Consider the following 13,542-nt stretch of genomic DNA (forward strand, 5'->3'; position numbering starts at 1 on the left):
ATGGCGCGCATGACGATCATGCGCGCTTCCCGCTCCCTGCATCCGTGGCTGATGGCCGCGGCCCTGCTGTCCCTCGCCGCCGCCGTTCCGGTGGCGGCCCAATCGACCGAACGCGTCCGCGCCCGCGAACTGGGCGTTGCGCCCGGGATCTTCCCGACCGGAACCCACAACGCGATCACCGACGTGGCCGGCGTGCGGGTGGGGCAGGTCACCCTGAGCGAGGGCGACCGCGTGCGCACGGGCGTCACCGCGATCCTGCCGCATGGCGGCAACGCCTACCGTTCGCGGGTGCCGGCGGCGCTGCATGTCGGCAACGGCTTCGGCAAGTTCGTCGGCGCCACCCAGGTCAACGAACTGGGTGAACTGGAAACCCCGATCCTGCTGACCTGCACGCTGTGCGTGTGGAAGGCGGCGGATGCAATGGCCGCGTGGTTGCTGGAACAGCCGGACATGCAGCAGGTGCAGTCGATCAATCCGGTGGTGGGCGAGACCAACGATGGCGGGCTGAACGACATCCGGGCCCGCCCGATGACGGCCGAGGCGGTGCGCGCGGCGTTGACCGGCGCCAGCGGCGGACCCGTGCGGGAAGGCAGCGTGGGCGCCGGCACCGGTACGGTCGCCTTCGGCTGGAAGGGCGGCATCGGCACCTCGTCGCGGGTATTGCCGGCGTCGCTGGGCGGCTGGACGGTGGGCGTGCTGGTGCAGAGCAACTTCGGCGGCGTGCTGCAGGTGCAGGGCGCGCCGGTCGGCCGCGAGCTGGAGCGCTTCGCCTTCCAGGAGTCGGTCGCGTCGAACCGGTCCCGGCCGGGCCTGGCGGACGATCGCGGCGACGGTTCGATCATCATCGTCATCGCCACCGACGCGCCATTGGGCGATCGCAACCTCGGCCGGGTCGCCTCGCGCGCGATGATGGGCCTGGGCCGGACCGGCAGTTCGGCGTCGAACGGCAGCGGCGACTACGCGTTGGCGTTCTCCACCGCCGAATCGGTACGCCGCCCGTTCGGCGAACCGCGCCGTACCACCACGGAACTGGCGAACGACGAGATGAGCGCGGTGTTCCAGGCCACAACCGAGGCGGTCGAGGAAGCGATCTACAACTCGCTGTTCATGGCCACCACCACGCAGGGCAACGGCCGGACGATCGAGGCGATTCCGCTGGATCGCGTGCGCGCGATCCTGGCGAAATACGGCATCCTTCCGCGTTGACGCGGATGTCCAGACCGGCTCAGTGCACCACGTTGCGGACGAAGCGCAGCGGGGTGTCGCCGTCGTTGCGGTACGCGTAGTCGCGATCGCTGGGGAACACGAAGAAGTCGCCGGCATCAATCCGGCGCTCGCCCCCCGGCAGTTCCAGGGTCAGGCAGCCTTCGATGACGTAGAACATCTCGTGCCAGCCGGCCGGATCGGCGAACGAGGTGTAGCGTTCGCCCGGCATCAGCGTCCACGACCAGAATTCGACCTCGCCGCGGGCCGGTACGCTGGCCAGCAGCACCGCCTGTGACGCGGGATCGCGTCCGCTCCAGGCGAGCGCTTCGATGCGGTCGCGGCCGGGTCCGGTCGGCGCCTGCACCAGATCCGCGAACTTGACCCCCAGCGCCTCGGCGATACGGTCGAGGGTATTGAGGCTGACGTTGGCGTCGCCTGACTCGATGCCCACCAGCATGCGCCGGCTGACTTCCGAGGCGTCGGCCAGCGCCTGCTGGCTCAGGCCGGCCGCCTGACGCAGGCGGCGGACGTTTTCGGCGACGTGTTCCAGAACGCTCATGCGGCTCCCATTGCGCAATATGTTGCACAGCGGTTAAGCTGTCGATGTGCAATATAGTGCACCCATCTTCTCCCCTCAAGCGCGTGGCCCGGATTCGGCGCCGCGCGCTGCACCAGGTCCTCCGCCGTGAACACCGTCCGTACCTCCCATTCGCCCCTGTGGCTGCCGATCGGCCTGCTGCTGATCGCGATGGCCTCCATCCAGCTCGGCGCCTCGCTGGCCAAGAGCCTGTTTCCCGCCGTGGGTGCCGCTGGCGCGACCGCGCTGCGCCTGGGTGTGGCGACCGTGCTGCTGGCGGTGGCGTTCCGGCCGTGGCGGGTGCGGGTCGAACGCGGGCAATGGCCGGCACTGCTGGTCTACGGCGCTTCGCTGGGCCTGATGAACCTGCTGTTCTACAAGGCGTTGGAAACCATCCCGCTGGGCATCGCGATCTCACTGGAGTTCACCGGGCCGCTCGCGGTTGCGCTGTTCGGTTCGCGGCGGCTGCGCGACGTGGCCTGGGTCGCGCTGGCGGTGGCCGGCCTGCTGATGCTGCTGCCGAAGGGGCAGGGCCAGGCGCTGGATCCGCTGGGCATGACGTATGCCTTGAGCGCCGGCCTGTGCTGGGCGCTGTACATCCTGTTCGGACAGAAAGCCGGCGCCGAGCATGGACCACAGACGGTGGCGCTGGGGTCGATCATCGCCGCCGCCGTGGCGGTGCCGTTCGGCATCGCCCACGCGGGCACCGACCTGTTGTCGCCCGCGCTGCTGCCGGTGGCGCTGGGCGTGGCGTTGCTGTCGACGGCGATTCCCTACAGCCTGGAAATGGTCGCGCTGACCCGTTTGCCGACCCGCACCTTCGGCATGCTGATGAGCCTGGAGCCTGCGTTCGGCGCGATGTCCGGCCTGCTGTTCCTGCATGAGCAGCTCAGCGGAATGCAGTGGCTGGCGATCGGCGCCATCATCCTGGCCTCGGCCGGCACCGCGATGACCGCGCGCAGGATGGTGCATGAACCGGGCGCCGGGGAAGGTTGAAGCGGGCGACGCCGCGCGTCAGCCGGCGGCAAGTACCTGCCGGTAAATCGCCAGATCGCCGGAGGAAAAACAGCAGAACACGATGAAGTCGGGCAAGCCGTCCTGATCCCGCTCGCCCCGGACGGTGTCCACCGCGATGCGCGCGGCCGGTTCGGCGGGAAATCCGAAGACGCCGGTGCTGATGCAGGGAAATGCAATGCTGCGCAGGCGATGCGTCCGCGCCAGTTGCAGTCTGCGTCGGTAGCAGGAAGCCAGCAGCGCCGCTTCACCGTGATCGCCGCCACGCCAGACCGGGCCGACCGTGTGGATGACATGGCGCGCCGGCAGGCGGTAGCCGCCGGTGAGTTTCGCATCGCCAGTCCTGCAGCCACCGAGCAGGCGGCACTCGGCAACCAGTTCCGGACCGGCGGCGCGGTGGATGGCGCCGTCCACGCCGCCGCCGCCCAGCAGCGAGCTGTTCGCCGCGTTGACAATCGCGTCCACAGCCAGCGTGGTGATGTCGGCCTGGCGGGCGTCGAGGCGGTGGCGCATCAGAGCAATCCGGGAATCAACGCCCAGGTGCGTTGCCGGTAGGCGGCGTAGGGCTCGCCGAACTGTTCGTGCAACCAGCGTTCCTCATGGCGCAGCTTGTACCAGAAGGACGCGGTGACGATGGCCAGCGCCAACAGGCCACGCCAGTCGCCGACCTTGATGGCCGTACCCAGGATTGCCAGCAGCAGGCCGCTGTAGATGGGATGGCGCACGTAGCGGTAGGGACCGGCCTGGATCAGTTCGTGGTCCTGCTTGATCTGCACTTCGCTGCTCCAGTTGCGGCCCAGCAACTGTCGCGCCCGGCAGGCCAGCGCGATGCCAGCGATCGTCAACAGCAGGCCGAGTGTCTTGAACCAGGGACTCTTCGGGACGAATCGTTCCTGCAGCAGGCTGTCGCCGAACCATTCACCCGGCCCGAGCAGCACGATCGCGAGCGCCAGCGGCAGCCAGTACGCGGCCAGGCGCAGCCAGACGCGTTCCGCACGGGCGACCTGCTTGGTGCCGAGCGCGCTGGCGAGCCAGTACAGCAGGAAGCCGAGCCAGGCCAGGTGATGCAGCCATCCCAGGATTGCTTCGTACATCGCTTGCTCCGGCCCGGAAAAAGAGGCGCCGGCGCTCCACGGGCGAATATCAGACCGGTGAAGGCCAGGCGTTGGCGATCTTGCAGAACAAGCGCGCGGTCTGCTCGGCGTCGTAGACCGCCGAATGCGCGTCCTCCGCGCTCCATTCGAAACCGGCGGCCTGCACCGCGCGCGCCAGCACGGTCTGGCCGTAGGCCACGCCGGCCAAGGTCACCGTGTCGAACACGCTGAAGGGATGGAACGGGTTGCGTTTGTGGCCGACCCGGGCCACCGCGGCGTTGAGGAAGTTGAGGTCGAAATGCGCGTTGTGGCCGACCAGGATCGCGCGCTGGCAGCCATGCCGCTTGACCGCCGCGCGGATCGGCGCGAACACGTGATCCAGCGCCTCGCGTTCGGGCTTGGCGAAGCGGAACGGATGATCCAGGACGATGCCGGTGACTTCCAGCGACTTCGGATCGATCTCCAGGCCCGGCGCGGGGTGCAGATGCGCGCTGGTGGTCTGGCCCGGGACGAACAGGCCGTTCTCGTCGAGCTCGATCGGCACCGCCGCCAGTTCCAGCAGGGCGTGGCGGTTCCAGTCGAAACCGCCGGTCTCCACGTCGACCACCACCGGCAGGTAACCGCGAAAGCGGCGGGCCATGGGCGTGGTGGCGGGCAACTCGGCGGCGTTCATGCGCGACAGGGTAGCAGAGCGCGACGACGCTTTTGCAGCGCGGGATGAACGTGCGGGCGCCGGTTCCGGGCACGGCGGGAAGCCATGCCCGGGGATGGCTTCAGTCGGGGATGGCGGTGCCCAGCAGGCTGCCTTCGTGATGCATCCTGGACAGCATCGCGGCGCCCTGCGCCATGAAGTCATCGTCCGCCGGCACCCCGGCTTCCGCGGCCAGTTGCTGGAGGATCTGGCGGCCGCTGAAGCGACGTTCGCCGATCAGTTCGAACAGGCGATACACCAGCGGCGACAGATCGGCGAAGCGGATGGCGTGGTCGGCATCACGACGCACCAGGAGCAGGGTCGGCGTGGCCGGGGGAGTGAGCGGACGGTAGTCCGGACCGATGCGCGGCACCGGCCACTGGTAGGCCAGGGCCCAGGCGTAGGGCGAGGGCAGCGGCACGCCCTCCATCAGATCACCCGCCTGATCATGGCGCGGCATTTCGTCGTCGGCGATCTGCAGGGCCAGTTCCACCCATTCGTAATGCGCCAGTTCCACCAGCCAGGGTGCGTCATCCGGAAGGGGACGGTCCTGCAGGAAGCGGATGAACTCGCGCGCCACTTCCGGAAACAGCGGCGTGCGGCTGCGATGTTCCGCATGGAACGCATGCACCAGCGCCCGCCATCCGGATTCCCCGAGGGTCTGGCGGATGACCGGGAAATTGCCGGCCAGCAAGGCCTGGATGTTGTTGAAGAACAGATCCCGGTAGATCGCCATGCGGCGGTCCTCGATGCCGGGCGGCGCGGGATGCCTGGCCGGATCACGCAGGTGCCGGGCGAATGCGAACTGCTGTTCGCGCAGCCGCTCAACCATGCGCGGTTTCCCGTGGCGCGGCCTGCGCCTGCAGGTCGCGGATGCGAGCCAGTTCGGCCAGTAGCGTGGCCATCGGCGGGAAATTGAAGTCGCGCTCCAGCAGCGTCGGGCGCACTCCGTGCAGGCGATAGGCGGTGGCCAGCAGATTCCAGACATCATCCTTCACCGCGGCGCCGTGGGTATCGATCTTCAGATCGTCCGCTTCGTCGTAGTGACCGGCGACGTGGTACGAGGCGATCCGTCGCGACGGCATCCGGGCCAGGAAGGCGTCGGCGTCGTAGCCGTGGTTGATCGCGTTGACGTAGATGTTGTTGACGTCCAGCAGCAGATCGCAGTCCGCTTCGGCGAGCACCGCGTTGACGAAATCCACCTCGTCCATCGCCTGGTAGGGCGCGGCGTAGTAGGAAACGTTCTCCACCGCGATGCGCCGGCCGAGCGTGTCCTGCACCTGGCGGATGCGGGCGGCGACGTGATGCACCGCTTCCTCGGTGAAGGGAATCGGCATCAGGTCATACAGATGGCCGTCGTCGGCGCAATAGCTCAGGTGTTCGCTGTACAGCGCGACCTGGTGGTGATCCAGGAAACGACGCGTGCGTGCGAGGAAGGTATCGTCCAGCGGCTCGACACCGCCGAGCGAGAGCGAAAGCCCGTGGCAAGTGAGCGGGGTGCGCGCGGACAGGTGCTGCAGGGACTCGCCGAGCCGGCCACCCACGCCGATCCAGTTGTCCGGCGCGCATTCGAGGAAATCGAAATCTCCCGGTGCGGCGGCCAGCAATTGATCCAGCAAGGCACGGCGCAGGCCCAGGCCGGCGGAAACGGGAGCGGGCAGGCGAGTCAAGGACGTTCCGAAGATGTCGCGGAAGCGACGGCCCGTCCATCACCCTCCCCCGCGAAAGGGGGAGGGAATGGAGCGCGGGCCGATGGCGTCAGGCGGCGCCGCCGCACTTGCCTTCGCCGCACTTGCCTTCGTGCGCGGCCTTGCCTTCGGGCTTGGCGCCGTCCTTCTTGTCGCCGCCGCACTTGCCCTCGCCACACTTGCCCTCGTGGTGGGCCTTGGCCTCGGCGGCGTCGATGAAGCCATCCTTGTTGGTGTCGATGGCGGTGAACTTGTCGCTCTTGCCGGGATGGGCGGTGTCGAACTCGGCCTTGGAGATCTTGCCGTCCTTGTCGGTGTCGGCTTTTTCGATGCCGCACTTGCCTTCACCGCACTTGCCCTCGGCGGCCTTGGCGTCGGTCGCCTTGGCGGCGTCCTGCGCGGCCAGCAGGTAACCCTGCGAGAGCGGTTCCATCGCGAAAGCCGAACCTGCGAGGACGATGCCGCCGGCCAGCGCGGTACACATGGCGAGGGCGACGGGCTTCTGGTTGGACTTTGACATTGCAGTTTCTCCAGTTGGGGTGCGGGGGTTCCGCACGGCAGGGGGCGCCAGTGTAATCCGGCGTTGTTAGGGAAGTGTGGGGTCGTCGCGCAGGTATTCGCGGGCCAGCGCGCGGGCGCGGTGCAGGCGGGATTTGACCGCCTGCGGACTCAGATCCAGGTGCGCGGCGAGCTCTTCGATGGTCATGCCTTCCAGGTCCCGCAGCAGCAGGATCCGGCGATAGTGGGCTGGAAGCGTTTCCAGGACGCGGGCGACGTCGTGGCCCAGCTCCACCGGCTCGAAACGCAGCGGCGGCAGCAGGTCATCGGAGATGGCTTCGCCGGCCAGTCTTCGCAGGCCGCGCTTGAGCCGGTTGCATTCGCGCTTGACGATCCGGAACAGCCAGGAAGCGAAGGCCTCGACCGCGCGCAGATCGCCGATCCGGCGCGATACCAGCAGCAGGCTTTCCTGCACCGCGTCCTCGGCGTCGTTGATCTGGCAGTGGTATTCGGCATAGCGGCGCAGGTTCTGGCGCGACACGACGAGCACGCGCTGCAACGCCGCCGCGTCGCCGGCGCGCGCGGCCATCAGGTCCTCGATGCTTGCGGTCACCGCTCCACTCATCCGTCGCTCTCCGTCGGCCAGCATCGCGCGTCCGCGCCATGTCCGCCAGCCAGAAAGAGAACGGGGGCGGGCGAAAGGATTCGCCCGCCCCCGGATTGGATCAGTTTCCGTTCAGCCCTGGAGCGGGGTCAGACCGCGCCGGTGGTGCTGGTGTCGTCGCGCTTGTCGCGGGCCGGCAGCGGCTGGTCGCCGTGGATCAGGAACCACACGTTCTCGGCGATGTTGGTGGCATGGTCGCCGATGCGTTCCAGGTTCTTGGCCATGAACAGCAGGTGCGTGCACGGGGTGATGTTGCGCGGGTCTTCCATCATGTAGGTCAGCAGCTCGCGGAACAGCGCGGTGTACAGCGCATCCAGTTCGGCGTCGCGTTCGCGGACCTGCAGGGCGCGGGCGTCGTCGTTGTTCTGGTAGGCCACCAATACTTCACGCACCTGCTGCGCGGCCAGCTTGCCCAGCGTGCGCAGGCCGGTGATCTGCGGCATCGGCGGCGACACGTTGAGGGCGATCGAGCGCTTGGCCACGTTGGCGGCGTAGTCGCCGATGCGCTCGATGTCGGCGGGAATGCGCAGGCCGGCGAGGATCTCGCGCAGGTCGCGGGCCATCGGACCGCGCAGGGCCAGGTGCATCACGTCGTGGCTGATCTGCTGTTCCAGCGCATCGATGGCCTCGTCGTTGGCGATGATGCGCTGGGCGGCGCGATCGTCGCGGCGCTCGATGACGTCCAGGGCGGCTTCCAGTTGCGCCACGGCGATCTCGCCCATGCGCACGATTTCGGTCACCAGCCGGCGCTGCTCTTCGTCGTAACTTTTCACAATGTGCTCGTGCGGTTGGGTGTTCATGGTTGGGAGCCGGGATTGGGAATTGGGGAATCGGGATTGGCAGGAGCGGACGGGAGCGGGAACGGATTGGGAGCCGGGCTTGCGAATCCCCATTCCCGAATCCTGGACCCCGCGGGGCATTTCATCCGAAACGACCCGTGATGTAATCCTCGGTCTGCTGCTTGCTGGGCTTGGAGAAGATGGTCGCCGTCGCATCGTGCTCGATCAGCTCGCCCAGGTACATGAAGGCCGTGTAGTCGGACACGCGCGCGGCCTGCTGCATGTTGTGGGTGACGATGGCGATGGTGTAGTCCTGCTTCAGCTCTTCGATCAGCTGTTCGATCTTGCTGGTCGAGATGGGATCCAGCGCCGAAGTCGGTTCGTCCAGCAGGATCACGTCCGGGCGCAGGGCGACCGCGCGGGCGATGCAAAGACGCTGCTGCTGGCCACCGGACAGACCGAGCGCGCTCTGCTTCAGCTTGTCCTTTGCCTCGTCCCACAGCGCCGCCTGGCGCAGCGCCTGTTCCACCCGCACGTCCATGTCGGCCTTGCCGATGCGCTCGTGGTGGCGGATCCCGTAGGCGACGTTTTCATAGATCGTCATCGGGAACGGCACCGGCTTCTGGAACACCATGCCGACCTTGCTGCGCAGCCGGTTCATCGGGAACTTCGGGTCGAGGATGTTCTGTCCGTCCAGCAGCACCTCGCCCTTGGCTTCCAGCTTCGGGTACAGCGAATAGATGCGGTTGAAGATGCGCAGCAGGGTCGACTTGCCGCAGCCCGAGGGGCCGATCAGCGCGGTCACCTTCTTTTCCGGGATTTCCAGGTTGATGCCCTTGAGGGCATGGAAACCGCCGTAATAGAAATCGAGGTTCTTGGCCGCCAGCTTCACCCGCGCCGGGGTACCGGTGTCGAGTTCGCGCTGCGGGGTCGCGACCGTGATACGGGCCACGTCATTCATGGGTCACCTTGTTTCGCAGGAGGATGGTCCGGGCCAACAGACTGAGCAGCAGCACCAGCGCGGTCACCAGGAACGCACCGGCCCAGGCCAGCGAGTTCCAGGAGTCGTACGGGCTCATGGCGTACTGGTAGATGACCATCGGCAGGTTGGCCATCGGCTGCATCAGGTCGGTGCTCCAGAACTGGTTGTTGAAGGCGGTGAACAGCAGCGGCGCGGTTTCGCCGCTTATGCGCGCCAGTGCCAGCAGCACGCCGGTCACCACGCCGGGCAGGGCGGAGCGCAGCAGCACCTGGGTGGTCACCTTCCACTGGGGCACGCCCAGCGACAGTGCCGCCTCGCGCATCTGCTGGGGCACCAGCCGCAGCATTTCGTCAGTGGTGCGCACGATTACCGGCAGGGCGATGAAGGCCAGCGCGACCGCGCCGGCCAGCGCCGACCAGTGGCCCATCTGCGCGACCATGACGGTGTAGATGAACAGGCCGAGCACGATGGACGGCGCCGACAGCAGGATGTCGTTGACGAAGCGGATGGTCTCGCCCAGCCAATGCTTGTTGGCGTATTCGGCCAGGTAGGTGCCGGCGGCGATGCCGATCGGCGTGCCGAGGACGATGGCCAGCAGGCTGATCACCACGCTGCCGAAGATGGCGTTGAGCAGGCCGCCGGGTTCATTCGGCGGCGGCGTCATCATGGTGAACAGATCGAGATTGAGGCTGCCCAGGCCCTTGGTGATCGTGGTCCACAGGATCCACACCAGCCACATCAGGCCGAACACGGCGGCGGCGATGGACAGGGTCAGGGCGACGACATTCTTGACCTTGCGCCAGGTGTACAGGGAAGCGGACATGATCAGTTGCCCTCGCGCTTGGCCAGCTGGCGCAACATCAGGCGGGCGGCGGCCAGCACGATGAAGGTCAGCAGGAACAGGGTGAAGCCCAGCAGCAGCAGCGAACCGCGGTGCAGCGGGTCGGTCGCTTCGGCGAACTCGTTGGCGATGGTGGCGGCGATCGAGGTGCCCGGCTCCAGCAGGGCCGCGCTGATGGCGTAGGCGTTGCCGATGACGAAGGTCACCGCCATGGTTTCGCCCAGGGCGCGGCCCAGGCCGAGGAACACGCCGCCGATCACCGCCGAACGGGTGTACGGCAGCACGATGTCCCACATCACTTCCCAGCGGGTCGACCCGAGCGCATAGGCCGATTCCTTCAGACGGCCCGGCACGGTCAGGAACACTTCGCGCATCACCGAGGATACGAAGGGGATGACCATGATCGCCAGCACCAGGCCGGCGGTGAGCATGCCGATGCCCAGCGGCGGGCCGGAGAACAGCACGCCGATGCCGGGAATCTGGCCCAGGTTCTCGTCGATCCACGGATAGACGTATTCGCTCAGCTGCGGCGCCAGCACGAACAGGCCCCACATGCCGTAGATGATCGAGGGAATGCCGGCGAGCAGCTCGATGGCCATGCCGACCGGACCGCGCATCCAGGTGGGGGCGACCTCGGTCAGGAACAGGGCGATGCCGAAGCTGACCGGCACCGCGATCACCATCGCGATGGTGGCGCTGACTAGGGTGCCGTAGATCGGCACCAGCGCGCCGAACTCACGCGTGCCCACGTTCCATTCGGTACTGGTGAAAAAACCCAGGCCGAAGGCCTGCAGGGCTTCGCGACCACCCCACAGCATCGACAGGGCGGCAGCGATCAGCGAGATCAGGACGAACAGGCCGGCGCCGGTGAGCGTCCAGCGGAACAGGCGATCGGCGCGCGCGTCTCGGGCGGTGCGCAGCTCGACCAGGGAAGCGGGGAGGGTGGCGGTATTCATGCGGTCGGGAAGTCCGGGCCGGCGTTGCGTGGGCGGGGGCCGTGGCCGCGCTCAGGCGGCCACGCGCGGGATACGGATCAGAGTTTGATTTCCGCGGCCCAGTACGCCTCGACCTGCTTCACCAGTTCCGGCGGCAGCGGCACGTAGTCCAGTTGCTCGGCCTGCGGCTTGCCCTGCTCGTAGGCCCACTTGAAGAAGTCCAGCGTGTTCTTCGCGCGTGCCGCGTCCTTGGGCTGCTTGTAGACCAGGATGAAGTTGGTCGCGGTGATTGGCCAGGCGTCGGCGCCCGGCGCGTTGGTGATCACCAGGTTGAAGTCCTTGGCGCTGGTCCAGTCGGCGCTGGCCGCGGCGGCGGCGAAGCTTTCCGCGGTCGGCTGCACGAAGTTGCCGGCGGCGTTCTGCAGCGAGGCATAGGCCATCTTGTTCTGTTCTGCGTAGGCCAGTTCGACATAGCCGATGGAATTCTTCAGCTGGCGCACGTAGGCGGCCACGCCTTCGTTGCCCTTGCCGCCGACGCCACCAGTCCAGTTCACCGAAGTACCTTCGCCGACCTTGCTCTTCCACTCCGGGCTGACCTTGGACAGGTAGTTGACGAAGTTGAAGGTGGTGCCCGAACCATCGGAACGGTGGACGCTGTTGATCTTCTCGGCCGGCAGCTTCAGGCCGGCGTTGAGCGCGGCGATCGCCGGGTCGTTCCAGGTGGTGATCTTGCCGAGGAAGATGTCGGCCAGCACCGGACCGCTGAGTTTGAGCTGGCCGGATTCGATTCCGGCCAGGTTGATGACCGGCACCACGCCGCCGATCACCGAGGGGAACTGGCCCAGGCCGGCTTGCGCCAGCTCTTCCGGCGACAGCGGCTTGTCCGAGGAACCGAAGTCGACCGTGGCCGCCTTGATCTGGGCGATGCCGCCGCCGGAACCGATCGACTGGTAATTGATCTTGGCGCCGGTGCTCTGGTTGTAATCGCTGGACCAGCGCGCCATCAGCGGATAGATGAACGAGGCGCCCGCGCCGGTGATTTCGGCGGTCACCTTGGCGGCGCCGCTGCCCGCGCCTTCGGCGGCCGGGGTGGCGCCGGCCGTTGCCGGGGCATCGGAGGCGGGCTTGCAGCCGGCGACGAACAGGGTGGCGGCGACGGCGAGGGCCGCGAGGCGGACCGGCGAAGCGAAGGACATGGCGGGCTCCATAACGTGGGCGGTTTGTGTCATGGCGGCTATGAAATGATGTTTTTGTTACAGCGTGATGACACTGTGGCCGGCGTCCGATTTCCGGCGCCGCCCCACCTGCAGCGGCGCCGTCCCGGCGCGGGTTTTTCCGGAGGCTCGCGGGAGCGCCGGAGGGCCGGTAGCCCCGGCACCCCGGCACGAAGATCCTCGCCGCGTGAAAGGGAGCCCCTTGGCCCGGGCAAAAAAAAAGCGGGCCGCAGGGCCCGCTTCAAGAAATGCCAGTTGGTTTGAGTAGGGGATCCCGACCGCGCGGGAGAGAGAGGGGTACGCGGCCGGGATCGGGGAGAGGGTTACTTCAGGTTCTGCGACCAGTAGGTCTCAATCTGCTTGACCAGCGGGTCCGGCAGCGGGACGTAGTCCAGTGCCTTGGCCTGGCCGTCGCCGTTGGCGTAGACCCAGCTGAAGAATTCCTGGGTGGCCTTGGTGCCGGCCGGGTTCTTCGGCTGCTTGCTGACCAGGATGAAGTTGGTCGCGGTGATCGGCCAGGAGTTGGCGCCCGGGGCGTTGGTCATCACCAGGTAGAAGTCCTTGGCGCTGCCCCATTCGGCGCTGGCGGCGGCGGCCGAGAAGGTCTCGTCGCTGGGCAGCACGTAGTTGCCGGCGGCGTTCTTCAGGCGCGAATAGGCCATCTTGTTCTGCAGCGCGTAGGACAGTTCGACATAGCCGATGCCGCCCTTGATCTGCTTCACGTAGGCGGCGACGCCTTCGTTGCCCTTGCCGCCGATGCCGGTCGGCCACTGCACGGAGGTGCCTTCGCCCACCTGGCTCTTCCACTCGCCGCTGACCTTGGACAGGTAGTTGACGAAGTTGAAGGTGGTGCCCGAACCGTCGGAGCGGTGGACGACCGTGATCTTCTGCGCCGGCAGCTGCACGCCGCCATTGAGCGCGACGATGCGCGGGTCGTTCCACATCTTGACCTTGCCCAGGAAGATGTCGGCCAGCAGGTCGCCGTCCAGCTTCAGCGCGCCCGAGGCCACGCCCGGCACGTTGATCACCGGCACCACGCCGCCGATCACCGAGGGGAACTGGGCGAGATTGAACTTGGCCAGCTCGTCCGGCTTCAGCGGGGCATCGGACGAACCGAAATCGACCGTGCCGGCCTTGATCTGGGCGATACCACCACCGGAACCGATGGACTGGTAGTTGACCTTCTTCTGGGTGGCCTTGGCATAGTCGGCCGACCACTTGGTCATGACCGGGTAGACGAACGACGCACCGGCACCGGTGACGTCGGCGGCGGCGGCCTGGGCCGAGAGCGCGCCGGCGATGGCCAGCACGGCGACGCGGGTCTTGAACGAGTTGAACACGGATGGCTCCTGGGAGTGG

16 protein-coding genes are annotated in these 13,542 nt (G+C 67.3%); 2 read left to right on the forward strand and 14 right to left on the reverse strand.

Translation table 11 applies throughout. The annotated features are described in order from the left end of the window. The first annotated feature begins 9 nt into the window (after window positions 1–9). Window positions 10–1,206 (forward strand): DmpA family aminopeptidase, encoded by a 1,197-nt coding sequence (locus AC3DE2_RS04405; RefSeq protein ID WP_488425200.1) that lies wholly within the window; start codon window positions 10–12, stop codon window positions 1,204–1,206. 19 nt (window positions 1,207–1,225) lie between these two features. On the opposite strand, the gene AC3DE2_RS04410 is transcribed toward AC3DE2_RS04405, so the two are convergent. Then, entirely contained in the window at window positions 1,226–1,765 is a 540-nt protein-coding gene (locus AC3DE2_RS04410; RefSeq protein ID WP_488425202.1) for a helix-turn-helix domain-containing protein, read from the reverse strand. A 126-nt stretch (window positions 1,766–1,891) separates the two neighbouring features. On the opposite strand from AC3DE2_RS04410, the gene rhtA reads away from it, so the two are divergent. Beyond that, on the forward strand, window positions 1,892–2,779 hold the full coding sequence (gene rhtA, locus AC3DE2_RS04415) for a threonine/homoserine exporter RhtA (RefSeq protein WP_488425203.1): 888 nt from the start codon (window positions 1,892–1,894) through the stop codon (window positions 2,777–2,779). A gap of 18 nt (window positions 2,780–2,797) precedes the next feature. On the opposite strand, the gene AC3DE2_RS04420 is transcribed toward rhtA, so the two are convergent. From AC3DE2_RS04420 to pstS (AC3DE2_RS04480), 13 genes are all read right to left on the reverse strand, one after another. Continuing rightward, on the reverse strand, window positions 2,798–3,310 hold the full coding sequence (locus AC3DE2_RS04420) for an O-acetyl-ADP-ribose deacetylase (RefSeq protein ID WP_488425204.1): 513 nt from the start codon (window positions 3,308–3,310) through the stop codon (window positions 2,798–2,800). After that, a complete protein-coding gene (locus AC3DE2_RS04425) occupies window positions 3,310–3,891 on the reverse strand; it encodes a methyltransferase family protein (RefSeq protein WP_295378379.1) in 582 nt (193 codons plus the stop codon). Before AC3DE2_RS04425 ends, AC3DE2_RS04420 begins: the two co-directional genes overlap by 1 nt. A 49-nt stretch (window positions 3,892–3,940) precedes the next feature. Further along, window positions 3,941–4,564, reverse strand: coding sequence for a ribonuclease T (gene rnt, locus AC3DE2_RS04430; protein ID WP_295378377.1), 624 nt, complete (start codon window positions 4,562–4,564; stop codon window positions 3,941–3,943). Window positions 4,565–4,664: 100 nt separating this feature from the next. Further along, window positions 4,665–5,414 carry an HvfC family RiPP maturation protein gene (locus tag AC3DE2_RS04435; protein ID WP_488425205.1) on the reverse strand — a complete coding sequence of 250 codons (750 nt, stop codon included), beginning with the start codon at window positions 5,412–5,414 and terminating at the stop codon, window positions 4,665–4,667. Then, window positions 5,407–6,252 (reverse strand): HvfB family MNIO-type RiPP peptide maturase, encoded by an 846-nt coding sequence (locus AC3DE2_RS04440; RefSeq protein ID WP_488425206.1) that lies wholly within the window; start codon window positions 6,250–6,252, stop codon window positions 5,407–5,409. The genes AC3DE2_RS04435 and AC3DE2_RS04440 overlap by 8 nt, the downstream gene beginning before the upstream one ends. Window positions 6,253–6,340: 88 nt before the next feature. Next, a complete protein-coding gene (locus tag AC3DE2_RS04445) occupies window positions 6,341–6,790 on the reverse strand; it encodes an HvfA family oxazolone/thioamide-modified RiPP metallophore (protein WP_295378370.1) in 450 nt (149 codons plus the stop codon). A 66-nt stretch (window positions 6,791–6,856) separates the two neighbouring features. Continuing rightward, window positions 6,857–7,381 (reverse strand): RNA polymerase sigma factor, encoded by a 525-nt coding sequence (locus AC3DE2_RS04450; protein ID WP_488425208.1) that lies wholly within the window; start codon window positions 7,379–7,381, stop codon window positions 6,857–6,859. A 140-nt stretch (window positions 7,382–7,521) separates the two neighbouring features. Continuing rightward, window positions 7,522–8,232, reverse strand: a complete 711-nt coding sequence (phoU, locus tag AC3DE2_RS04455) for a phosphate signaling complex protein PhoU (RefSeq protein ID WP_295378364.1) — start codon at window positions 8,230–8,232, stop codon at window positions 7,522–7,524. 121 nt (window positions 8,233–8,353) lie between these two features. Then, window positions 8,354–9,172, reverse strand: coding sequence for a phosphate ABC transporter ATP-binding protein PstB (pstB, locus tag AC3DE2_RS04460; RefSeq protein ID WP_488425209.1), 819 nt, complete (start codon window positions 9,170–9,172; stop codon window positions 8,354–8,356). Then, on the reverse strand, window positions 9,165–10,016 hold the full coding sequence (gene pstA / locus AC3DE2_RS04465; protein WP_295378360.1) for a phosphate ABC transporter permease PstA: 852 nt from the start codon (window positions 10,014–10,016) through the stop codon (window positions 9,165–9,167). The genes pstB and pstA overlap by 8 nt, the downstream gene beginning before the upstream one ends. A gap of 2 nt (window positions 10,017–10,018) precedes the next feature. Then, window positions 10,019–10,990, reverse strand: a complete 972-nt coding sequence (gene pstC, locus AC3DE2_RS04470) for a phosphate ABC transporter permease subunit PstC (protein ID WP_488425210.1) — start codon at window positions 10,988–10,990, stop codon at window positions 10,019–10,021. Window positions 10,991–11,067: 77 nt separating this feature from the next. Further along, window positions 11,068–12,165, reverse strand: coding sequence for a phosphate ABC transporter substrate-binding protein PstS (pstS, locus tag AC3DE2_RS04475; protein WP_488425211.1), 1,098 nt, complete (start codon window positions 12,163–12,165; stop codon window positions 11,068–11,070). Between the two features lie 341 nt (window positions 12,166–12,506). Next, complete coding sequence (gene pstS / locus AC3DE2_RS04480; protein WP_295378354.1) at window positions 12,507–13,523, reverse strand: phosphate ABC transporter substrate-binding protein PstS; 1,017 nt, start codon at window positions 13,521–13,523, stop codon at window positions 12,507–12,509. Between the last annotated feature and the right edge of the window lie 19 nt (window positions 13,524–13,542).

The organism is Pseudoxanthomonas sp. 68-E7, assembly GCF_057773145.1.